The 21,372-nt window shown below is 62.9% G+C and carries 20 protein-coding genes, 1 tRNA gene and 1 riboswitch; of the genes, 19 read left to right on the top strand and 2 right to left on the bottom strand.

What is annotated here, in order from left to right; genetic code table 11:
- Window positions 1-8 precede the first annotated feature (8 nt).
- The 7 genes from SxD43FB_RS11705 to gltB all read left to right on the top strand — a co-directional run bounded on the left by SxD43FB_RS11705 (window position 9) and on the right by gltB (window position 10,232).
- A complete protein-coding gene (locus tag SxD43FB_RS11705; RefSeq protein ID WP_096062319.1) occupies window positions 9-548 on the top strand; it encodes a hypothetical protein in 540 nt (179 codons plus the stop codon).
- 90 nt (window positions 549-638) lie between these two features.
- Complete coding sequence (locus SxD43FB_RS11700) at window positions 639-1,040, top strand: hypothetical protein (protein WP_096062318.1); 402 nt, start codon at window positions 639-641, stop codon at window positions 1,038-1,040.
- 34 nt (window positions 1,041-1,074) lie between these two features.
- Window positions 1,075-1,262, top strand: a riboswitch (yybP-ykoY riboswitch).
- A gap of 17 nt (window positions 1,263-1,279) precedes the next feature.
- Window positions 1,280-1,858, top strand: a complete 579-nt coding sequence (locus tag SxD43FB_RS11695; RefSeq protein WP_096062345.1) for a TMEM165/GDT1 family protein — start codon at window positions 1,280-1,282, stop codon at window positions 1,856-1,858.
- 233 nt (window positions 1,859-2,091) lie between these two features.
- Entirely contained in the window at window positions 2,092-3,018 is a 927-nt protein-coding gene (locus SxD43FB_RS11690; RefSeq protein WP_037475950.1) for a complex I NDUFA9 subunit family protein, read from the top strand.
- A gap of 152 nt (window positions 3,019-3,170) precedes the next feature.
- Entirely contained in the window at window positions 3,171-3,980 is an 810-nt protein-coding gene (locus SxD43FB_RS11685; protein ID WP_096062317.1) for an undecaprenyl-diphosphate phosphatase, read from the top strand.
- A 165-nt stretch (window positions 3,981-4,145) separates the two neighbouring features.
- A complete protein-coding gene (locus SxD43FB_RS11680; RefSeq protein WP_096062316.1) occupies window positions 4,146-5,591 on the top strand; it encodes an NAD(P)-dependent oxidoreductase in 1,446 nt (481 codons plus the stop codon).
- 102 nt (window positions 5,592-5,693) lie between these two features.
- Window positions 5,694-10,232, top strand: coding sequence for a glutamate synthase large subunit (gltB, locus tag SxD43FB_RS11675; protein ID WP_096062344.1), 4,539 nt, complete (start codon window positions 5,694-5,696; stop codon window positions 10,230-10,232).
- 4 nt (window positions 10,233-10,236) lie between these two features.
- Here gltB and SxD43FB_RS11670 read toward each other — a convergent pair whose 3' ends face one another.
- Window positions 10,237-10,725, bottom strand: coding sequence for a hypothetical protein (locus tag SxD43FB_RS11670; protein WP_141249501.1), 489 nt, complete (start codon window positions 10,723-10,725; stop codon window positions 10,237-10,239).
- A 177-nt stretch (window positions 10,726-10,902) separates the two neighbouring features.
- On the opposite strand from SxD43FB_RS11670, the gene SxD43FB_RS11665 reads away from it, so the two are divergent.
- From SxD43FB_RS11665 to SxD43FB_RS11635, 7 genes are all read left to right on the top strand, one after another.
- Window positions 10,903-10,989, top strand: a tRNA-Leu gene (locus tag SxD43FB_RS11665).
- A 173-nt stretch (window positions 10,990-11,162) separates the two neighbouring features.
- A complete protein-coding gene (locus SxD43FB_RS11660) occupies window positions 11,163-11,666 on the top strand; it encodes a DUF892 family protein (RefSeq protein WP_096062314.1) in 504 nt (167 codons plus the stop codon).
- A 73-nt stretch (window positions 11,667-11,739) separates the two neighbouring features.
- Entirely contained in the window at window positions 11,740-12,315 is a 576-nt protein-coding gene (locus tag SxD43FB_RS11655) for an SRPBCC family protein (RefSeq protein ID WP_096062313.1), read from the top strand.
- Window positions 12,315-13,517, top strand: coding sequence for a zinc-dependent alcohol dehydrogenase (locus SxD43FB_RS11650; protein ID WP_096062312.1), 1,203 nt, complete (start codon window positions 12,315-12,317; stop codon window positions 13,515-13,517). The genes SxD43FB_RS11655 and SxD43FB_RS11650 overlap by 1 nt, the downstream gene beginning before the upstream one ends.
- A gap of 23 nt (window positions 13,518-13,540) precedes the next feature.
- On the top strand, window positions 13,541-13,759 hold the full coding sequence (locus SxD43FB_RS11645) for a hypothetical protein (protein WP_096062311.1): 219 nt from the start codon (window positions 13,541-13,543) through the stop codon (window positions 13,757-13,759).
- A 78-nt stretch (window positions 13,760-13,837) separates the two neighbouring features.
- Window positions 13,838-14,947 (top strand): Gfo/Idh/MocA family oxidoreductase, encoded by a 1,110-nt coding sequence (locus tag SxD43FB_RS11640; RefSeq protein ID WP_255245692.1) that lies wholly within the window; start codon window positions 13,838-13,840, stop codon window positions 14,945-14,947.
- On the top strand, window positions 14,944-15,969 hold the full coding sequence (locus tag SxD43FB_RS11635) for an SMP-30/gluconolactonase/LRE family protein (protein WP_096062310.1): 1,026 nt from the start codon (window positions 14,944-14,946) through the stop codon (window positions 15,967-15,969). Before SxD43FB_RS11640 ends, SxD43FB_RS11635 begins: the two co-directional genes overlap by 4 nt.
- Here SxD43FB_RS11635 and SxD43FB_RS11630 read toward each other — a convergent pair.
- A complete protein-coding gene (locus SxD43FB_RS11630) occupies window positions 15,966-16,454 on the bottom strand; it encodes a MarR family transcriptional regulator (RefSeq protein WP_096062309.1) in 489 nt (162 codons plus the stop codon). The two genes, SxD43FB_RS11635 and SxD43FB_RS11630, sit on opposite strands and share 4 nt — an antisense overlap.
- A 281-nt stretch (window positions 16,455-16,735) precedes the next feature.
- Here SxD43FB_RS11630 and ectA point away from each other — a divergent pair, with 281 nt between their 5' ends.
- The 5 genes from ectA to SxD43FB_RS11605 are packed head-to-tail and all read left to right on the top strand — an operon-like array spanning window position 16,736 to window position 21,364.
- A complete protein-coding gene (ectA, locus tag SxD43FB_RS11625) occupies window positions 16,736-17,221 on the top strand; it encodes a diaminobutyrate acetyltransferase (RefSeq protein ID WP_096062308.1) in 486 nt (161 codons plus the stop codon).
- A 32-nt stretch (window positions 17,222-17,253) separates the two neighbouring features.
- The gene (ectB, locus tag SxD43FB_RS11620) at window positions 17,254-18,558 is read left to right on the top strand and encodes a diaminobutyrate--2-oxoglutarate transaminase (protein ID WP_096062307.1); all 1,305 of its coding nucleotides are present in this window, start codon (window positions 17,254-17,256) and stop codon (window positions 18,556-18,558) included.
- Between the two features lie 11 nt (window positions 18,559-18,569).
- Complete coding sequence (locus tag SxD43FB_RS11615) at window positions 18,570-18,983, top strand: ectoine synthase (RefSeq protein ID WP_096062306.1); 414 nt, start codon at window positions 18,570-18,572, stop codon at window positions 18,981-18,983.
- A gap of 24 nt (window positions 18,984-19,007) precedes the next feature.
- A complete protein-coding gene (thpD, locus tag SxD43FB_RS11610) occupies window positions 19,008-19,925 on the top strand; it encodes an ectoine hydroxylase (RefSeq protein ID WP_096062305.1) in 918 nt (305 codons plus the stop codon).
- Window positions 19,922-21,364, top strand: coding sequence for an aspartate kinase (locus tag SxD43FB_RS11605; protein WP_096062304.1), 1,443 nt, complete (start codon window positions 19,922-19,924; stop codon window positions 21,362-21,364). Before thpD ends, SxD43FB_RS11605 begins: the two co-directional genes overlap by 4 nt.
- Window positions 21,365-21,372: the final 8 nt, after the last annotated feature.

The following is a 21,372-nucleotide window of genomic DNA, read 5'->3' as shown; positions in this document are numbered from 1 at the left end:
ACGGACGAATGACCAAGACCCCGATGATTGCAGCCCTGGCGCTGCTGGCCGCCGCCGTCCCCGCCATGTCGCAACAGCCGACCGCGCCAACCGCCGTAACCGACCCGAATAACGAGAAGGTCAATATCGTCATCGTCTATGGCGAGGATGCTTGCCCGCCCAGCCAGGGCGACGAAATCGTCGTCTGCGCGCGCAAGGGCGAAGCGGAACGCTATCGTATCCCCGAACCGCTGCGCGGCGACCCCAACAAGCCGAGCAACCAGGCCTGGGGCGAACGGGTACGCTCGATGGAATATGTCGGACGCTCCGGCACGGAAAGCTGCTCGCCATCGGGCGGCGGCGGGGCGACCGGTTGTTTTGCTCAACTCGCCCGGCTCGCCAAGGCCGAGCGTCAGGCGCTCGACAATGCCAGTTGGAAGGATCTGGTCGAGGCTGAGCGCGCGAAGCGCCTGTCCACGATCGATGCGGACAGCGAAGAAATCGAGGCACGGGTGAAGGCTGAGGAAAAGGCCGCGCAGCAACAGGGCACCGGCCCGGCGCAACCCTGACGGTTTCGCATATCGGTCGGCGTCTTAAAACCGACCAGCCGGGGATTTGGGCACCCCCGGTTCATACAGGGGCATGAAGGAATTGACCCTATGCGACCTTATGTCGTGCTTCCCCTTGTCGGCCTGCTGCTGACCCCGCTGCTCTCGTCGCCTGCCCTCGCGCAGGCGGAGCCGCCGCCTGAGCGCACCATCAATCTGCTCGTTTATGGCGACGATCCCTGCCCGCAAGGTGAAGGCGACGAAATCGTCGTATGCGCGCGCAAGCCCGAGGCGGAGCGTTATCGCATCCCCAAGAAGCTGCGCGAAAAGCCAGCCGTATCGGGCGGCCCCGGCTGGGGTAGCCAGGTCGCGACGATGGAGGGCGTGCAACGGCAGAACCTGCCCAACAGCTGTTCGGTCAACGGGGCCAATGGCGCAACCGGCTGCACCGCCAAGATGCTGGAACAATGGTTTGCCGAGCGGCGCATGCAGCAAAGCCGTGGCGAACCCTAAGCGTCTTGCACAAATTGCGTCTTTGACCTAAGCACGACCCGTCATCTGGGGAGTAGCCAGCCGTTCCACCTATAGGGACGGGCCTTATGTCAACATATTTGGCCGAGAGGTCATGGCATGAGGGACGCGGGTATGTCCGCGTAAGGCGAGACCAATGGCATCGACGTTCCATGCCCGGCCGGGCGGGGAGCGCCGGTGGCATTGCGTCCTTCACTCCGCCCGGCCCCGGATAGATGCTGATGGAAGCCCTGCTCACCTCCTCCGCCCTCGTTGCGCTCGCCGAAATGGGCGACAAGACGCAGTTGCTCGCCATGTTGCTCGCCACCCGCTTTCGAAAGCCGGTGCCGATCATCTTGGGCATCCTGTTCGCGACGCTGGCCAACCATTTCCTCGCCGCGCTGCTTGGCCATTCGATCGCTGGCATATTGACGCAAGGCTGGTTCCGCTATGCGGTGGCGATCAGCTTCATCGCCATGGCCGCCTGGACCCTGGTGCCTGACACGATCGACGAGGATGAACCGCTCAAGGCACCATCCGGCGCAGGCGTGTTCATGACCACCCTCATCGCTTTCTTCCTGGTCGAGATGGGCGACAAGACGCAGGTGGCGACGATTGCGCTCGGCGCGCGGTTCGACAATCTGCTTGCCGTGACGATGGGCACGACGCTGGGCATGATGGTCGCCAATGTCCCGGCTGTATTGTTCGGCGAAGCGCTGGCGAAAAAAATCCCGATGCGCGCATTGCAGGTCGGCGCAGCGCTGCTGTTCCTGATCCTTGGCCTGTGGATGATCGCGGATCTTCAGGGCTGGATCGGGTAAGACGTTTATTTGGGAATGCGCCTTCGCGCATTCTTCCGCACCGGCCCTCACACCCACCCGGCCACCCAACGGCAGTATCATATGGGTGGCCGGGTGGGGGTGAGGGCCGGTGCGGACTTTGAAATGCGCCCTTTTGCGCATTTCCAAACACGCGCTAAGCGGTTGTCAGCGCCGCGCGGCTGGGGCAAGGGAAAAGCCAGCATATTCCTTTTCGAACGGACGTGGGACAGGTGATGAAAGACAGTCTGGTAACGGTGTTCGGCGGCGGCGGCTTTGTCGGTCGCCAGGTGGCACAGGCGCTGCTGGCGCGCGGCGCGCGGGTGCGGATCGCACAGCGCGATCCCTCGACGGCGTTGCGGGTCAAACCGCTGGGGGGCCTTGGCCAAGTCCAGTTCATCGCCGCCGACATCCGCAATCCCGCCAGCGTGGCGCGCGCCATCGCGGGCAGTGATGTCGTCATCAACCTGGTCGGCATATTGAAGGGCGACTTCGACGCCTTCCACCATCGCGGCGCGGCCAATGTCGCCAAGGCCGCGGCGGACGCTGGCGTCACCGCGCTTGTGCATATGTCGGCGATCGGCGCGGACCCGGAAAGCCCGTCCGCCTATGGCCGATCCAAAGCGGCGGGCGAAGCGGCGGTCAAAGCGGCCTTCCCGACCGCGACCATCATCCGCCCGTCGATCATCTTCGGCGCGGAAGACCAGTTCCTCAACCGCTTTGCCGAAATCATCGGCATGCTGCCGGTCATCCCGGTGATCGGCGCAGCGACGAAGTTCCAGCCGGTCTATGTTGCCGATGTCGCCCACGCCATCGCCAATGCGGCGGAGCAGCCCGGCGTCCATGGTGGTCAGACCTATGAGCTGGGCGGCCCGCAGGTCCGAAGCATGCGCGAGATCAACCAGTGGATCGCCAAGGCGGTCGGCCGCGAGAAGGCGCTGGTAGAGGTGCCAAACGGCGTCGCCAAAATGCTGGCGATGTTGCCGGGCGGCCCGATCACCGGCGATCAACTGGCGATGCTCGGCCGTGACAATGTCGTGGCAGAGGGTGCCAAGGGACTCGACGCGCTCGGCGTCGTCGCCACGCCGATGGACGGCGTCGCCGACAAGTGGATGGTCCGCTACCGCAAACATGGCCGCTTCGCCGGTCGCGCCAGCGCCTGAACCCACAAAATCCTCCCCTGCAAGGGGAGGTGGCAGGGCGAAGCCCTGACGGAGGGGTGTCACCCTGTCGATAGCAGGACACCCCTCCACCGCCGCTTCGCGGCGGTCCCCCTCCCCTTGCAGGGGAGGATCAAACTGGAGCCTGCCTACCCATGGACCTGCATTATCTGACCGTCATCCTGCTCGGCATCGTCGAGGGGCTGACCGAGTTTCTGCCGGTGTCCTCCACCGGGCATCTTATCCTCGCCAGCGAATTGCTCGGCTATGATTCCGCGACCTGGGCGATGTTCAACGTCGTGATCCAGCTGGGGGCGATCCTGGCGGTGGTGGTACTCTATTGGCGCACCTTCTGGGCGGTGGGTATGGGACTATTGCGGCGCGAGCCGGTCAGCTGGCGCTTCCTGCGCAATCTGCTGATCGCCTTTATCCCCTCGGCCGTCATCGGCCTGGCGCTGCATGACTATATCGAGATCATGCTGGGCGCGCCGCAGGTCGTCGCCTGGGCCTTGATCGTCGGCGGCATCGCGATCCTGTTGATCGAGCGCGCGGTCAAGGACCAGCGTTTTCACGGCATCGCCGATATTCCCATGGTGCGCGTGCTGGCGATCGGCTTCATCCAGTGCCTGGCCATGGTGCCCGGCGTCAGCCGGTCGGGCGCGACGATCATGGGCGCGCTGATGCTGGGCGTGGAACGGCGCACGGCGGCCGAGTTCAGCTTCTTCCTCGCCATCCCGACGATGCTGGGCGCGACCGCGCTGGAACTGATCAAGAAGGGCGACCGGATCACCAGCGCCGCGGTCGGCTGGGACAGCATCGCGCTGGGCTTTGTCGTCTCATTCATCGTCGCCTTGCTGGTCATTCGCTGGTTCGTGGGACTGGTGTCGAAACATGGCTTCGCCCCCTTCGCCTGGTATCGAATCATCGCCGGGATTGCGGCCCTGATCTGGCTGGGCGCAAGATAGGACCGAAACGGTCTATTTATCACGCTGTTTGTTGCGATCATTTCGCAATTAACCTCGCTAACTGCGTTTTTATAGTCAGTATTACTGTCCTAAATGCCAGAATCCGCGTGACTCCGCGGGTTTTTATGCTATGCGCGCCGCTGAAACTTTAGCCAGGGGCGAGCGATGGCCGACAATCCGATGCTGAAATTCGTGGGCAAGGGACAAGCCTACCCGGAAAAGCGCGCAGCCGACGACCGCGCCGACGATTTTCTGGAAATCAGCCGCAGCTTCATTCTCGACAAGGCGGAGGAGCAGGCGTCGCGCTGTTCGCAATGCGGCGTCCCCTATTGCTCGACCCATTGCCCGCTGCACAACCATATCCCCGACTGGCTGCGCCTGACCGCCGAAGGCCGCCTGCGCGAAGCCTATGAACTGTCGAACCTGACCAGCACCATGCCCGAAATCTGCGGCCGCATCTGCCCGCAGGATCGCTTGTGCGAGGGCAATTGCGTCATCGAATTTTCCGGTCATGGCGCCGTCACCATCGGCTCGGTCGAAAAATACATCACCGACACCGCCTGGAAGGAAGGCTGGGTCGAACCCTTGGTCGCGGGCAAGCCCACCGGCCAGTCGATCGGCGTCATCGGCGCGGGGCCTGCGGGTCTCACCACAGCGGAGTATCTCCGTGCGGCGGGGCATGAGGTGCATGTCTATGACCGGCATGATCGCGCTGGCGGCCTGCTGACCTATGGCATCCCCGGCTTCAAGCTGGAAAAAGACATCGTCATGCGCCGCGTCCAGCGGTTGAAGGATGGCGGCATCTTCTTCCATGAGAATTTCGAGGTCGGCCGCGACGCGACGCTCGAAGCGCTGCGCGAGGAGCATGACGCGATCCTGATCGCGACCGGCGTCTACAAGCCGCGCGACATCCGCGCGCCGGGCGTCGGCGCGCCGGGCGTGGTCAAGGCGCTCGATTATCTCACCGCCTCCAACAAGGCCGGCTTCGGCGACGCCGTGCCGGAGCATGAAGACGGCACGCTGCTGGCGACGGGCAAGAATGTCGTCGTCATCGGCGGCGGCGACACCGCGATGGACTGCGTCCGCACCGCGATCCGCCAGGGGGCCAAGTCGGTGATGTGCCTCTACCGCCGCGACCGCGACAATATGCCCGGATCACAGCGCGAAGTCGCCAATGCCGAGGAAGAAGGCGTCGAATTCGTCTGGCTGACCGCGCCGATCGCGTTCGAAGGCACCGATCATGTGACCGGCGTCAAGGTCACCAAGATGCGTCTTGGCGCCCCCGACGCCTCCGGCCGCCGCGCACCCGAACCCGATCCCGGTAGCGAACATACGTTGGAGGCCGACCTGGTCATCAAGGCGCTGGGCTACGACCCCGAAGAACTGCCCAAGCTGTTCGGAGCGGACGACTTGTCGGTCACCCGCTGGGGCACGCTGCGCGTCGATCATAAGACGATGATGACCAGCCTCGACGGCGTGTTTGCGGCCGGCGACATCGTGCGCGGCGCAAGCCTGGTGGTGTGGGCGATCCGTGATGGGCGGGATGTGACCGAACATATGCACAAATATCTCAAGGCAAAGGCCAAGACCCGCGAGAGCGTCGCGGCCTAAGCGCCCTCATTCCACCCCAGCCCGTTCGGTTCGAGCTTGTCGAGAACGAGGCGCAGGGGTTCTCGACAAGCTCGAACCGAACGGAAAAATAGGATGGCGATCATGACTGACACTCCCTTCATGGCAAGCCCCGAAGAACGCGCGCGGATCGCCGCCGAGGGCATGTATCATCCCGACCTGGAAGGCGACGCCTGTGGCGTTGGCCTCGTCGCCGCCACTGATGGCCGCCCCAGCCGCCGCGTCGTCGCCTCCGCGATCGATGCGCTGAAAGCCGTGTGGCATCGCGGCGCGGTCGATGCCGATGGCAAGACCGGCGATGGCGCGGGCATCCATGTCGATCTGCCGGTGCGCTTCTTTGACGATGCTATTGCCGACTCCGGCCACAAGCCGCTGCCCAATCGCCTCGCCGTCGGCATGATCTTCCTGCCGCGCACGGATCTGTCGGCGCAGGAAACCTGCCGCACCATCGTCGAGAGCGAGATCATCGACGCGGGCTACACCATCTATGGCTGGCGCCAGGTGCCGGTGGATGTGTCCGTCATCGGCGAGAAAGCGCAGCGCACGCGCCCCGAAATCGAACAGATCATGATCGCTGGGCCGATGCCCGAAGAGCGCGACCAGGCCGAGTTCGAAAAGGATCTGTACCTCATCCGCCGCCGGATCGAGAAGCAGGTCATCGCCGCGCAGATCAACGACTTCTACGTCTGTTCGCTGTCGTGCCGGTCGATCATCTACAAGGGGCTGTTCCTCGCGGAATCGCTGTCGGTCTTCTATCCCGACCTGCAGGATGAGCGGTTCGAAAGCCGCGTCGCGATCTTCCATCAGCGCTACTCGACCAACACCTTCCCGCAATGGTGGCTGGCCCAGCCGTTCCGCACGCTTGCCCATAATGGCGAGATCAACACGATCCGCGGCAACAAGAATTGGATGAAAAGCCACGAGATCAAGATGGCTTCGCTGGCCTTTGGCGAACAGTCGGAGGACATCAAGCCCGTGATCCCGGCGGGCGCGTCCGATACCGCCGCGCTCGACGCGGTCTTCGAAGCGATCTGCCGTTCGGGCCGCGATGCGCCGACCGCCAAGCTGATGCTGGTGCCCGAAGCCTGGCAGAGCGAAAGCGCCGAACTGCCCCGGCCCCATGCCGACATGTATGAATATCTCGCCAGCGTCATGGAGCCATGGGACGGCCCCGCTGCGCTGGCGATGACCGATGGCCGCTGGGTCGTAGCCGGGGTGGATCGCAATGCGCTGCGTCCGCTGCGCTACACGCTGACCGGCGACAATCTGCTGATCGTGGGTTCGGAAACCGGCATGGTCGTGGTTCCCGAAACGACGATCGTGCGCAAGGGCCGCATGGGTCCGGGCCAGATGATCGCGATCGATCTGCAGGAAGGCGAGCTGTATGACGACGCCGCGATCAAGGACCGGATCGCGGGCGAGCGCCCCTATGGCGAGCTGATCAAGGATTTCATGGCGATCGGCGACCTGACCGACGCGCCGACGGCCCTGCCGGGCTGGGACAAGGCGGAACTGACGCGGCGGCAGGTGGCGGCCAATCTGACGCTGGAGGATCTGGAACTGATCCTGGCGCCCATGGTCGAGGATTCGAAGGAAGCCATCGGATCGATGGGCGACGACACGCCGCTCGCCGTCATTTCCGACAAGCCGCGCACGATCAGCCATTTCTTCCGCCAGAATTTCAGCCAGGTCACCAACCCGCCGATCGATCCGTTGCGCGAACGGCATGTGATGAGCCTGAAAACGCGCTTTTCCAACCTGCACAATATCTTGGAGCAGGATGCGCAGAACAGCCATGTGCTAGTGCTGGAATCGCCGGTACTGACCAGCGCCGAATGGGCGCGGTTGAAGGCCCATTTCGGCCCGGCCGTGGCGCAGATCGACTGCACCTTCCCCGCCAGCGGGGGCCAAGAGCAATTGCGCGCGGCAATCGCCCGCATCCGCGAGGAAGCCGAACAGGCGGTCCGCGAAGGCCGCACTGAAATCTTCCTGACCGACGAAAATGTCGATGCCGATCGCGCGGCCATTGCCGGCGTGCTGGCGGCGGCGGCTGTCCACACCCATCTGGTGCGCAAGGGGCTGCGCTCCTATGCGTCGATCAACGTGCGCTGTGCCGAAGCGGTCGACACTCATTATTTCGCGGTGCTGATCGGCGTCGGCGCGACCACGGTGAACGCCTATCTGGCCGAAGCCAGCATCGCCGATCGCCATGCGCGCGGCCTGTTCGGCGACCTCTCGCTCGACGCCTGTTTCGAACGCTATCGCACAGCCATCAACGAAGGCCTGCTCAAGATCATGTCCAAAATGGGCATCGCGGTCATCAGCAGCTATCGTGGCGGCTATAATTTCGAAGCGGTCGGGCTTTCGCGCGCGCTCGTCAATGATCTCTTCCCCGGCATGCCAGCGAAGATTTCGGGCGAAGGCTATGCCTCGCTCCACTACAGCGCGATGCTGCGACATGAAAAGGCCTTCGACAGCGCGGTCGTCCGCCTGCCGATCGGCGGCTTCTACCGCCAGCGCGACGGTGGCGAGGCGCATGCCTATTCGGCGCAGCTGATGCACTTGTTGCAGACCGCGGTCGGGACCGACAGCTATTCGACCTATCTGCAATTTTCGCGCGGCGTGCGCGATTTGCCGCCCATCTATCTGCGCGACCTGATGGAGTTCAACTTCGCCCGCGAAGCCGTGCCGATCGACGAGGTGGAAGCCACCACCGAAATCCGCAAGCGTTTCGTCACGCCCGGCATGTCACTCGGCGCGCTGTCGCCCGAAGCGCATGAGACGCTGGCGATCGCCATGAACCGGATCGGCGCCAAGGCCGTGTCCGGCGAAGGCGGCGAGGATGCCAACCGCTTCAAGCCCTATGAGAATGGCGACAACGCCAATTCGGTGATCAAGCAGATCGCGTCGGGCCGTTTTGGCGTCCATGCCGAATATCTGGCATCGGCCGAGGAAATCGAGATCAAGGTCGCGCAGGGCGCCAAGCCCGGCGAAGGCGGTCAGTTGCCCGGCTTCAAGGTGACCGAGTTCATCGCCAAGCTGCGCCATTCGACGCCCGGCGTGACGCTCATCTCGCCGCCGCCGCATCACGACATCTATTCGATCGAGGATCTGGCCCAGCTCATCTACGACTGCAAGATGATCAATCCGCGTGCGCGGGTGTGCGTCAAGCTGGTGAGCCAGGCGGGCATCGGCACGGTCGCGGCAGGCGTGGCGAAGGCGCATGCCGATGTCATCCTGATCGCGGGCCATGTCGGCGGCACAGGTGCCAGCCCGCAGACCAGCATCAAATATGCCGGTACGCCCTGGGAAATGGGCCTGTCGGAAGCCAATCAGGTGTTGACCCTCAACGGGTTGCGGCACCGCGTAAAGCTGCGCACAGATGGCGGGCTCAAGACCGGGCGCGACATCGTGATCGCGGCGATCCTGGGTGCGGAAGAGTTCGGCATCGGCACGCTCAGCCTCGTCGCGATGGGCTGCATCATGGTGCGCCAGTGCCACAGCAACACCTGCCCTGTCGGCGTGTGCGTGCAGGATGAGAAACTGCGGCAGAAGTTCACCGGCACGCCCGAAAAGGTCATCAACCTGATGACCTTCATCGCCGAAGAGGTACGCGAAGTGCTGGCGCGGCTGGGGTTCCGCAGCCTGGACGAAGTGATCGGGCGGACGGAGTTGCTCAAGCAGGTCAATCGCGGGGCCGAGCATCTCGATGACCTGGATCTCAACCCGATCCTGGCCAAGGTGGATGCACCCGACGACCAGCGCCGTTTTTCGCTGACCCAATGGCGCAACGACGTGCCCGACAGCCTGGACGCGCAGATGATGCGCGATGCCAAGGCAGTGTTCGAGCGCGGCGAGAAGATGCAGCTAACCTATACGGTGCGCAACACCCATCGCGCGGTCGGCACCCGCCTCTCCTCGGCGGTGACCGACAAGTTCGGTATGTCGACGCTGGCCGACGGGCATCTGACCGTGCGGCTGCGCGGATCTGCGGGCCAGTCGCTGGGCGCGTTCCTGTGCAAGGGCATCACGCTTGAAGTGTTCGGCGACGCCAATGACTATGTCGGCAAGGGGCTGTCGGGTGGCATCATCGTCGTGCGCACGACTGTCTCCAGCCCGCTCACGAGCAAGGACAACACCATTTTGGGCAACACCGTCCTTTATGGCGCGACCAGCGGCAAGCTGTTTGCGGCGGGCCAGGCCGGTGAACGCTTCGCTGTCCGCAATTCGGGCGCGCAGGTCGTGGTCGAAGGCTGCGGCGCCAATGGCTGCGAATATATGACCGGCGGCACGGCGGTCATTCTGGGCAAGACCGGGGCCAATTTCGGCGCGGGCATGACCGGCGGCATGGCCTTCATCCTCGACGAAGATGGCAGCTTCCCGTCGCGCGCCAACCCCGAAGGCATCGTCTGGCAGCGGCTGGAAAGCGCGCACTGGGAAGCGGAGCTGAAAGCGCTGATCGCCCAGCATGCGGTGTCGACCGACAGCAAATGGTCGAACACCATATTGGATGATTGGGATCGCTGGCGTCGCTATTTCTGGCAGGTGTGCCCGAAGGAAATGATCACGCGCCTCGCCCACCCGCTCAGCGACATGGCGGCGGAAGTCGTTGCTGCGGAATAAGCGGTCAGGGGTGGTTGTGGTCGATCGTCGGCACGATGATCGGCTGCACCACTGCCCCTGGTGATATCGGCACCGGTTTCACCACAGGGTCGGCCACCGCGACTTTCGACCGATCCAATCGTGGATGTCCGACCGGCTTTTCCGATGCCGCATCGTGCATCCGCGAGCCATCGGTCACTGGATAATCCTGCGCCAGATAGTCCTGTACGAGCGGGTCGCTGCTGCCTTCGATCAGGCCATCACTGTCCATCCCCGCCATGTCGGCGGCAAAGCGCCGTTCTGTCAAAGTCGGGCCGCAACCGGTGCAGCGAATCACCGCTGGTCCCCGGTCGCCTGTGCCACTGTCTCCGAACATCGACGCTGCACGCCCCGCCTCGGCGTAGGAATTATCGTCGTCCGGGCTCCATACCTCGGCGGGAACGGCTGTTTTCTGCGGGCTGGTGACGTAGCTTCCAAGTCCCAATCCCATCGCGACCGATGCCGCCAGGGTCATGCCCGACATCATCCACCATTCCCCCGGCATCCCGCGCCTCACCTTCCCACAATCATTATATGGACCCAATCTCATCAATCATAACGCAGATGCAGATAGGTTGTTGCATGGGGCAAAAGCCTTTGCTAATGGCCACCGCCTACCAGATGCCGGCCCTGCCGGTTTCCCTTTGAGTGTGCGGTCGTGGCGGAACTGGTAGACGCGCAACGTTGAGGTCGTTGTGGCCGAAAGGCCGTGGAAGTTCGAGTCTTCTCGACCGCACCACCCCCCCCCCATAGCCGGTCGGTTTACCCGATCGATGCGCCCAAAGCGCAGATCCCCTCTGCAACAAACGCATTGATCCAGATCATGTTGGGCGGTTTTGCAGGAACCGCGCCTCGCCCCCACGCGCTCCACGCCCATGTTGGACATGCCGTCCGGCGATGTGGAGAACAGCGATGTCGACCCCTGAAAGCCTGCAAGACGTCTATATCGACGAACTGAAAGACCTTTGGTCCGCGAATGACCAGATGCTCAAGGTCATCAAGAAAATCACCGCCAAAGCCAGTGACGCCGCGCTCAAGGACATGCTGACGAAGAGCCAGGACGGCATCGCCAGCCACACGGCCATCCTGAAAGAATTGATCGCCGGGCAGGATGAAAAAGTCTCCAAGGACCATTGCAAAGGCATGGAAGGCCTCGCCGCCGAAGCGACCAAGCATGTGATCGAAGAAGGGCCGGACAAAGGCCCCGTCCTCGATGTCCTCATCATCGCGCAATATCAGCGCATGACCCATTATGGCATCGCCGGGTTCGGCACCGCCGCCGCCTTCGCCAAGGCGCTCGGCCTCAAGGACGACAATAAGAAGCTGCGCGACGCGACCAAGGATATCTACGCAAGCGACGCCTTCATGACCAAACTCGCGGAAACCTCGGTCAATCTGGAAGCCGAAGACGCCTGATCGCGCGCCGTCCGCCCGGCCCGTCCGGGCGGACAGCCCCTTCCCCTCTGCACATGACGACAGGAGAACAGCCATGACGATCGCACAGGATGACGCCCCCGCGACCACCTCCAAGGACAAAGATGTGCGCGCGCAGGAGGTGGATACACTGCCCCAACCCAAGGGCGACGCGCTGCTCGGCCGAACGGTCACCATCAATCGCCCGCGTGCCGAATTGTTCGCTTATTGGGCGGACCTCACCAACTTGCCCGCCTTCATGGACAATGTCGAACGCATCGACATGCTGTCCGACACCCGATCCCATTGGGTGGTCAAGGCACCGGCGGGCAAGACCGTCGAATGGGACGCCGTCATCACCGACAAGCGCGAGGGCGAACTGATCGCCTGGGCTTCGACCGAGGGTGCCGACGTGCCCAATAGCGGCCGCATCGAATTTCGCGACGCGGGCGACCGCGGCACCATCGTCACCGCGACGATCGCCTATGATCCGCCCGCTGGCATCATTGGCAAGGTCGTCGCCAAACTGTTCCAGCGCGAACCCGCCATTCAGGCGCGCCGCGACCTTCGCCGGTTCAAGCAACTGATGGAAACCGGCGAAATCGCCACGGCCGCCTGGACCCAAAAGCAATTGCAAGAGGAGAAAGCCTGATGCGCGCCCTCACCTGGCACGGCAAACATGACGTGCGCGTCGATACCGTCGACGATCCCGAAATCCTCAATCCGCGCGATGCGATCATCAAGATCACGTCCACCGCCATCTGCGGCTCCGACCTGCATCTCTATGACGGCTATATCCCCACCATGAAAGCGGGCGATATTCTGGGCCATGAGTTCATGGGCGAAGTGGTCGAAACCGGCCCCGGATCGACGCTCAAAAAGGGCCAGCGCGTCGTCGTCCCCTTCACCATCGCCTGTGGCAGCTGCTATCATTGCGGCAAGCATCAATATTCCGCCTGCGACAATGGCAATCCAGCGGACAATCAGGACATCGGCCAGGAAATGTATGGCCAGCCCATGTCCGGCCTGTTCGGCTACAGCCATCTGACCGGCGGTTATGCCGGTGGCCAGGCGGAATATGTCCGCGTACCGTTCAGCGACGTCGGCCCGATCGTCGTCCCCGACGGACTGACCGACGACGAAGTCCTGTTCCTGTCGGACATCCTGCCCACTGGATGGCAGGCGGCGGAAAATGCCGACATCGAACCCGGCGATACGGTCGCGGTCTGGGGCTGCGGCCCGGTTGGCCTGTTCGCGGTGCAATCGGCCTTCCTGATGGGCGCGCACCGCGTCATCGCCATCGACCATTTCCCGCACCGGCTGGAACTGGCCAGACGCTTCGGCGCCGAGACGATCAATTTCGAGGAATCGAAAACCTATGAAGCGCTGATGGAAATGACCGGCGGCATCGGTCCCGACGCTGTGATCGACGCGGTCGGCCTCGAAGCCCATGGATTCTTCGTCGATAATGTCGTCGATCAGATCAAGGCGTCGCTGTTCCTGGGCACCGACCGCATCCATTCGATCCGCCAGGCGATCCACGCCTGTCGCAAGGGGGGCCGCGTCTCGATGCCCGCCGTCTATGGCGGCTTCGTCGATAAATTCCCCTTGGGCGCGTTCATGGAAAAGGGGCTGACGCTCAAGACCGGCCAGACCAGCGTGCAACATTATATGCCCGCGCTGCTCAACGCGATCGTCGAAGGCCAGATCGACACGACCTTCCTCATTTCCCATCGCATGAGCCTAGAAGATGCCCCCAAGGGCTACAAGATGTTTCACGACAATCAGAATGAAGTGACCAAGATCGTCCTGAAACCCGATTTCGCGCCTTCGTCGACCATCGCGGCAGAATAGCTCAAATATATTGGAGACAGACCATGCCAGGCAATGAAAACGGGCGCGATCGCGCCGCCGCCCAGGGCGAAGAGATGCCCCGCCGGGGTCCTATGGGCGACGTCATCCCCAGCGATGACGATCCCGATCCCCGGACCCGTGGCGGAAAGCCGCAGGAAGAGGTAGAGGATCGACCCAATGTCGGCACGGTGACCCCGGAGGATTATCCGGCACGCGATCGCGCCGACTCTCGGCCGGACTGATCAGCAAAAGGGTGGGCTTTGCCATTTGTATGGGTTATTCTCGCCTCAAATCGGCAAACCGACCCTTAGGAGATGAGCATGACGGACGAAGGCATCGTGACGCGACGGACCTTAATGGCCGGGGTCGGCCTTGGCATCGCAGCGGCGGGCATGCCCGCGCTGGCGGCCACGCCCGGCCGCAAGCTCGGCTATGCGATCGTCGGGCTGGGTTCTTACGCCACCAAGCAGATCATGCCCGCCTTCGCCGGATGCGACCATGCCCGGATCAGCGCCCTGGTCAGCGGCACCCCGGCCAAACTGGAACAATATGGCGCGCAATATGGCGTGCCCAAGACGCATCACTACAACTATGAGACGTTCGACCGCATCGCTGACAATCCCGATATCGACGCGGTCTACGTCATCCTTCCCAATAGCATGCACGCCGAATATACGATCCGCGCGGCGCGGGCGGGCAAGCATGTGATGTGCGAAAAGCCGATGGCGATATCGGTCGCCGAATGCGAGGCGATGATCGCGGCCTGTCGAACGGCGGGCAAAAAGCTGATGATCGGCTATCGATCGCGCTTCGAACCCCATAATCAGCTGGCGATCGAACTGGCGCGCGGCGGCCATGTCGGGCCGACGCGGATCATAACCGCCGAACATGGCTTCCCCATCCAGCCGGGCCAATGGCGGCTGGATAAGCCCCTGTCGGGCGGTGGATCATTGATGGATATCGGCATCTACAGCCTCAATGCCGTGCGCTATCTGACCGGTGAGGAGCCGGTGGACGTCATGGCGATCGAATCGACCGACCGCGCCGACCCGCGCTTCCGCACCGTGGAGGACCGCATCACCTTCCTGCTGCGCTTCCCGTCGGGGATCGAGGCGACCTGCGTCTCCAGCTACAGCTCGGCGCATAACAGCTATCGCGTGATCGGCACGCAAGGGTGGATCGATATGGAACCCGCCACCCCCTATAGCGGCCATGCGATGCGCATCCGCAGGGACGGAAAGGTCAACGACCGCACTCTGCCGCCATGGCCCAAAACGCAATTTGCAGGCCAGCTCGACCATCTCGCGCAAGCGGTGCTGAACGGCACGCCCGTCATCGTGCCCGGCGAAGAGGGCCTGGCCGACCTGCGCGTCATCGAAGCCATCTACCGCTCCGCCCGCGAGGGCCGCCGGGTGAGTTTGAAGGCATGACCGATGTCATCCATGGCAATCGTCGTGAATGGCTGGCAGGCATGGGCGCGCTGGCGCTGACCAGCATGGTGCCCGGCACAAAGGCGACGACCACTACCGGCAGTGTCACGCGGATCGATCCTCGGTTTGACGCCATCATCGATGCGGATGCCAAGGTGGAGGTTCTGGCGGAAGGTTATCGCTGGGCAGAAGGCGGGGTATGGGTGCCGGACGGCAATTTCCTGCTTTTCTCCGATCCGCCCAGCAATATCGTCTACCGCTGGGATGCAAGGAACGGTGCGCAGCCTTTCCTCGACCCATCAGGCGCGCAGGGGGCGGTTCCGGCGGGCATTCGCGAGCCTGGTGCCAACGGGATGCGCCTCGACCGGAACGGCCATCTGGTTGTCGCGGATAGTGGCAGCCGTGCGATCGTGCGGATCAACCTGAAGACGCGGGAACGCACCATCCTGGTCGATCGGTTCGAGGGCAAGCGCTTCAACAGCCCGAACGACCTCGTCATCGCCGCAGACGGTGCGATCTATTTCACTGACCCGCCTTACGGCCTCAAGGACGCCGATACCTCGCCTTTGCGCGAACTGGATTTCAATGGGGTCTATCGACTGGCACCGGACGGACACCTCAGCCTGATCGACCGCAGCCGTTTCCGGCCCAATGGCATCACCTTGTCGCCTGATGAACGAACGCTCTATCTGGCGTTATCCGACCGGAAGCTCCCGCATCTATTGGCCTATCCCCTCGACGCGAGCGGGACGCCAGGCGAGGCACGACTGTTCCACGACATGCAGGCGCAGGCAGACCAAGGCCTGCCGGGCCTGCCCGATGGCGTGAAGACCGACCGACAGGGTAGGATATTCGCCACCGGCCCAGGCGGCGTTCATGTTTGCATGCCCGATGGGACGTTGCTGGGCATCATCGTCACCGGCAAGGCCGTCGCCAATTGCTGCATCGGGGAAAATGGTCGCAGCCTGTTTCTGGCATCGTCGGATCGACTATGCCGGATCAGATTGAAGCACACCGCTTAGCCCGGCTCCGTCCGGTCGATTGCACCACTGTCGAGCAGTGGTGCCACATCCATATCCTGCGCGCCCAGAATCAGACTCAATTTCTCCAGCGAGGCGAGGATCATCGCTTGTTCCCAGGCGGCGAGTGACGCGAAGCGGTCAGTGAATTGGGACTGCAGCAAGTCGGGGGCGCAGGCGAGTGCATCCCGTCCCGCCGCCGTTGCATGGAGCATGATCTGGCGCTTGTCCCGATCGCTGCGTTCGCGCGTTACCAGGCCCGATAGCACGAGCCGATCGACGACATTGGTGATCGTCGCCTGACTGAATTTCAAAGCGGACGCAATGGCGCTCGGCGTCGCCTGATCGCGCCCCTCAATTTCGCGCAAGACCAGCATCTGGGAGGGCGTCAGCCCTGTGGTCGTCGCCAGCTTGCGACTGCCGATTTCGGTCGCGCGCAGAATGCGGCGAAGCGCCTGGAGAGTGGGGTTCGAAAGGTCGGATTCCATGGCTGATAGCTATCCGTTTGCGCAGTGCCATGCCAATGTCATTTTCCTTTATATAATGAAGGACAATGCAAGGCTGAAACGGCGGACAGAGAAGGCATTGCGGCCAAAGGGTTGAAAATTTCGCTTTCATATGTATATATTGCGCCGCAGCAACAGAGGCGAAGGGATTCGCCCAGATAGTTAAATACTTTGGGAGGCTAATCATATTTGATTGTGAAACCGATGCGACGGTCCTGTCGCCACGGAATTTTGCGCGCCCTGAGAATGAGACTGGACGAGTTATGAATTTCCGCATGCCGGTGGCGCAGGACGGCCCTGCCATCACCGCGCTGATCGCCGCCTGCCCGCCACTCGATGGCAATTCGGCCTATTGCAACCTGCTGCAATGCACGCATTTCGCCGATAGCTGCATCGTCGCCGAACGCGACGGCCAGATCGTCGGCTGGGTATCGGGCTATCGCCTGCCCGCCGACCCCGGTTGCTTCTTCATCTGGCAGGTCGCCGTCGCTGCGGAGGCTCGCGGCGAAAAGCTGGCGCAGCGCATGATCGCCGCCTTGCTGGACCGCCCGTCGGCCATTGGCGTCACGCACCTGATCACCACGGTAACCCCGGACAATGCCGCCTCCTGGGCACTGTTCGATGGGATCGCCCGGCGTCTAGGCGCTGAGTTGACCAAAGCCCCGCTGTTCGAGCGCGACGCTCATTTCGCCGGCGCGCATGAAACCGAGTGGCAAGCGACGATCGGCCCCTTCGCCCTTTCTTCCTAAGCCAGCCCATAGATATTCGGAGACTTTCCCCCATGACAATGACCCCCAAACCGACCCAGATCATTCCCGATACCGGCATTTACGAGCGCCGGGAATCGATCGTCCGCAGCTATGCCCGGTCGATGCCGCGCCAGTTTCACCGCGCCGAGAATGTGTGGATGCACGATAATCAGGGGGGGCGTTATCTCGATTTTCTATCGGGCTGCTCGACGCTGAATTACGGGCATAACCATCCGATCCTCAAGCAGGCGCTGCTCGACTATATCATGGCCGACGGGATTACTCATGGGCTGGACCTGCATACCGATGCCAAGGCGGCCTTTCTGGAAACTTTCGAGGAGGTGATCCTCCAGCCGCGCAAGCTGAATTATCGCGCGATGTTCACTGGCCCAACCGGCACCAATGCGGTGGAAGCCGCGATCAAACTGGCGCGCAAGATTACCGGCCGCGAAATGGTGATCGCCTTCACCAACGGCTTCCACGGCATGACGTTGGGCGCGCTGGCCTGCACCGGCAATGCCGCCAAGCGCGGTGGTGCGGGCGTGCCGCTCAGCCATGTCAGCCACGAACCCTATGACGGCTATCACGGCCCCGACGTCGATACCGCCGACCTTTTGGAACAGCGGCTGTCGGACCCGTCCAGCGGCTTGGATGCGCCCGCCGCCATCCTGGTAGAAACCGTGCAGGGCGAAGGTGGTCTCAACGCCGCGTCGCCGGCCTGGCTGCGCAAGATTGCCGCAATCGCCAAGCGGCATGGCGCCCTGTTGATCGTGGATGATATTCAGGCCGGCTGCGGCCGCACCGGTGGCTTTTTCAGCTTCGAGGATATGGGTTTCACGCCCGACATCGTCACGCTGGCCAAGTCGCTGTCTGGCATGGGCCTGCCCTTTGCGCTCACGCTGTTCCGCGCCGAACTCGACCAATGGTCGCCCGGCGAGCATAATGGTACCTTCCGCGGCAACAACCATGCCTTCGTCACAGCAACGGCCGCCCTGCGCCATTTTTGGAGCAATGACAGCTTCGCCGCCGATGTGCGCCGTCGCGGCACGCTGCTGGAAAGCCGCCTCGACAAGATGGCGCGTGAACATGGGCTGACGACGCGCGGGCGCGGCATGATGCGCGGCATCGACGTCGGGTCGGGCGAGATTGCGTCCGTCATTACCGCCGCCTGCTTCGCGCGCGGCCTCATCATCGAAACGAGCGGCCCCCATGACGAAATCGTCAAGGTGCTCGCCCCGCTCATCATCGACGACGCCGTCCTTTCGGCCGGTCTCGACATACTGGAAACCAGCGTGCGCGAGACGCTTGCCGCCTCTTTTGGCGTGGCGGCGGAATAAGGAGATATCGCATGATCGTCCGTAAACTGACCGACATTCGCAAGTCCGACCATAACGTCAAATCCGACGGCTGGGAAAGCGCCCGCCTGCTGCGCAAGGATGACGGCATGGGTTTCTCATACCATGTCACCACCATGTACGCCGGCAAAGAGCTGAAGATGCATTATCAAAACCATCTCGAAGCCGTGCTGGTGCTCAAGGGCAAGGGCACGATCGAGGATTTGGGCACGGGGGAAACCCACCAGTTGGCCGCAGGCACCATGTATGCGCTCAACGATCATGATCGCCATATCGTGCGCCCCGAAACCGACATCCTGACCGTCTGCGTCTTCAACCCGCCGGTTACCGGCCGCGAAGTGCATGATGAGAATGGCGCCTATCCCGCAGAGGCCGACATGGTCCGCACGGCCGAACTGACGTCTTGAAATCATAAAGAAAGGGGGAGTCCCATGACAGACATCTACCCATCCCGCCAAATGGCGGAACCGCAATTCCTGCCCCGTCTCGATCCGGTCGTCCATAGCGACTGGAGCGAGGCGGCACCGCTCTCGAAAGCGCAGGCCGCGCAGTTCGAGCGCGACGGCTATCTGGTGCTGGAGGATATCTTCTCCGCGCAGGAAGTCGCCTTCCTGCAACAGGAGGCTGGTTCCCTGCTGGCCGATCCCGATGCGCTCGATAGCGACACCGTGATCACCGAACCGGGTGGCGGCGAAATCCGCTCGATCTTCGAAATTCACAGCCAGAGCCGCGTCATGCACCGGCTGGCGGCCGACGCCCGGCTCGCCGACGTCGCCCGCTTCCTGTTGAATGACGAAGTATATCTTCACCAGTCCCGCCTGAACTACAAGCCGGGGTTCCAGGGCAAGGAATTCTACTGGCATTCGGATTTCGAGACCTGGCATGTGGAAGACGGGATGCCGCGCATGCGCGCCCTGTCCATGTCGGTTCTGCTGGCGGATAACACCCCACATAACGGCCCGTTGATGCTGATCCCAGGATCGCACCGCAGCTTTCTGACCTGCGTGGGTGAAACGCCCGACGACCATTATAAGATGTCGCTCAAGAAGCAGGAATATGGCGTCCCCGATGAGGACAGCCTGGCCGACCTTGCGCATAAGCATGGTATCGTTGCGCCGACGGGCAAGCCGGGCACGGTCATCCTGTTCGATTGCAACCTGATGCACGGGTCGAACGGCAATATCACGCCCTTTCCCCGCGCCAACGCCTTCATGGTCTATAATGCCATGTCCAATCAGCTGGTCGCGCCCTTCGGCCCCGCGACGCCGCGCCCGTCCTTCATCGCGGCACGAGAGGCGGAAGCGATCAGGGTCCGTCATGGGGATCTGGTTGCGGAGGTGATGGCATGAGCGGCCTGCATAGCGTCGAGAAAATCGGCGGAACATCGATGGCGGCCACGGCCAGCCTGTTCGACAATGTCCTGATCGCGGGACGCAGCGGTGACGATCTCTACAACCGCATCTTCGTCGTATCCGCTTATGCGGGCATGACCGACCTGCTGTTGGAACATAAGAAATCCGGCGTGCCGGGCGTCTATGGCCGCTTCATCGCCGATGATGGGGCGGACGGCTGGCTGGAGGCGATGGCCAAGGTGCGCGAGGCGATGCACGATCGCAATGGCGAGATGTTCGCGCGCACCGCCAGCCTGGAGGAGGCCAATGCCTTTGTCGATCTGCGGATCGCGGCGGTGCAGGATTGCCTTGCGGATCTCGGCCGGTTGCGCAGCCATGGCCGCTTCTGCGTCAAGGAACAGTTGCTGACGGTACGCGAATTGCTGGCGGGGCTGGGCGAGGCGCACAGCGCGCACAGCACCGCGCTGTTGCTGCGCGATCGCGGGATCAACGCGACGTTCGTCGATCTGACGCTGTGGGATCAGGATGATTTGCGCAGCCTGGACGAGCGGATCGTCGAGGCGCTGGCGCCCATCGACCTGCGCCATACGATGCCGATCGTCACGGGCTATGCCGGATGCCGCGAAGGCATGGTGCGGCGCTATGCGCGGGGCTATTCGGAAATGACCTTCTCGCGGATCGCGGTGCTGACCCACGCCCGCGAAGCGATCATTCACAAGGAGTTCCATCTATCGAGCGCCGACCCCCGCCTGGTCGGGGAAGCCGCCGCGCGCAAGATCGGCCGCACCAATTATGACGTGGCCGATCAACTCGCCAATCTGGGCATGGAGGCGATCCATCCCCGCGCGGGCCGTGGCCTGCGCCAGACCAGCATCCCGCTGCGCGTCCGCAACACGTTCGATCGCGAAGATGAAGGGACGCTGATCTGCGGCGATTATGTGTCCGACACGCCACGCGTCGAAATCATCACCGGTGTGCGATCGATGCAGGCGCTCCAGTTCTTCGAGCAGGATATGGTCGGGGAGAAGGGCTATGATGCCGCGATCCTCGATGCGCTCACGCGCCATGGCGCGTGGATCGTCAGCAAATCCTCCAACGCCAACACGATCACCCACTATCTGTCGATCGACGCGGCGACGGTGAAGCGGATCATGGCCGACCTGCAATCGCTCTATCCCGATGCCGCCATCTCCGCGCAGCCTGTGGCCATGGTGTCGGTGATCGGCAGCGACATATCGCGGCCAGGACTGGTGCCCGATGCGCTCGACGCGCTGGCGGCGGCAGATATCGACATGGTCGCGATGCAGCATCAGATCCGCAACGTGGACATCCAGTTCATCATCGATTGCGCGAATTTCGATACGGCCGTGCGTGTCCTGCACCAGCGGCTGATCGAGGATGTGGTCGATCAGGGCGAAGGGCGTCAGGCGGCCTAAGCCGCTCT

Source organism: Sphingobium sp. D43FB (genome assembly GCF_002312805.1).
In the GTDB taxonomy this organism is placed as follows: Bacteria; Pseudomonadota; Alphaproteobacteria; order Sphingomonadales; family Sphingomonadaceae; genus Sphingobium.
This window is presented reverse-complemented; position numbering and strand designations above follow the sequence as displayed.

Coding starts and splice junctions, on each gene's coding strand:
- gltB (WP_096062344.1), top strand. CDS start 5,694: ATGACTGACACTCCCTTCATGGCAAGCCCCGAAGAACGCGCGCGGATC.
- SxD43FB_RS11690 (WP_037475950.1), top strand. CDS start 2,092: ATGAAAGACAGTCTGGTAACGGTGTTCGGCGGCGGCGGCTTTGTCGGT.
- SxD43FB_RS11680 (WP_096062316.1), top strand. CDS start 4,146: ATGGCCGACAATCCGATGCTGAAATTCGTGGGCAAGGGACAAGCCTAC.
- SxD43FB_RS11630 (WP_096062309.1), bottom strand. CDS start 16,454: ATGGAATCCGACCTTTCGAACCCCACTCTCCAGGCGCTTCGCCGCATT.
- SxD43FB_RS11635 (WP_096062310.1), top strand. CDS start 14,944: ATGACCGATGTCATCCATGGCAATCGTCGTGAATGGCTGGCAGGCATG.
- SxD43FB_RS11695 (WP_096062345.1), top strand. CDS start 1,280: ATGGAAGCCCTGCTCACCTCCTCCGCCCTCGTTGCGCTCGCCGAAATG.
- SxD43FB_RS11705 (WP_096062319.1), top strand. CDS start 9: ATGACCAAGACCCCGATGATTGCAGCCCTGGCGCTGCTGGCCGCCGCC.
- SxD43FB_RS11605 (WP_096062304.1), top strand. CDS start 19,922: ATGAGCGGCCTGCATAGCGTCGAGAAAATCGGCGGAACATCGATGGCG.
- SxD43FB_RS11655 (WP_096062313.1), top strand. CDS start 11,740: ATGACGATCGCACAGGATGACGCCCCCGCGACCACCTCCAAGGACAAA.
- SxD43FB_RS11650 (WP_096062312.1), top strand. CDS start 12,315: ATGCGCGCCCTCACCTGGCACGGCAAACATGACGTGCGCGTCGATACC.
- thpD (WP_096062305.1), top strand. CDS start 19,008: ATGACAGACATCTACCCATCCCGCCAAATGGCGGAACCGCAATTCCTG.
- SxD43FB_RS11645 (WP_096062311.1), top strand. CDS start 13,541: ATGCCAGGCAATGAAAACGGGCGCGATCGCGCCGCCGCCCAGGGCGAA.
- ectA (WP_096062308.1), top strand. CDS start 16,736: ATGAATTTCCGCATGCCGGTGGCGCAGGACGGCCCTGCCATCACCGCG.
- ectB (WP_096062307.1), top strand. CDS start 17,254: ATGACAATGACCCCCAAACCGACCCAGATCATTCCCGATACCGGCATT.
- SxD43FB_RS11685 (WP_096062317.1), top strand. CDS start 3,171: ATGGACCTGCATTATCTGACCGTCATCCTGCTCGGCATCGTCGAGGGG.
- SxD43FB_RS11660 (WP_096062314.1), top strand. CDS start 11,163: ATGTCGACCCCTGAAAGCCTGCAAGACGTCTATATCGACGAACTGAAA.
- SxD43FB_RS11640 (WP_255245692.1), top strand. CDS start 13,838: ATGACGGACGAAGGCATCGTGACGCGACGGACCTTAATGGCCGGGGTC.
- SxD43FB_RS11615 (WP_096062306.1), top strand. CDS start 18,570: ATGATCGTCCGTAAACTGACCGACATTCGCAAGTCCGACCATAACGTC.
- SxD43FB_RS11670 (WP_141249501.1), bottom strand. CDS start 10,725: ATGACCCTGGCGGCATCGGTCGCGATGGGATTGGGACTTGGAAGCTAC.
- SxD43FB_RS11700 (WP_096062318.1), top strand. CDS start 639: ATGCGACCTTATGTCGTGCTTCCCCTTGTCGGCCTGCTGCTGACCCCG.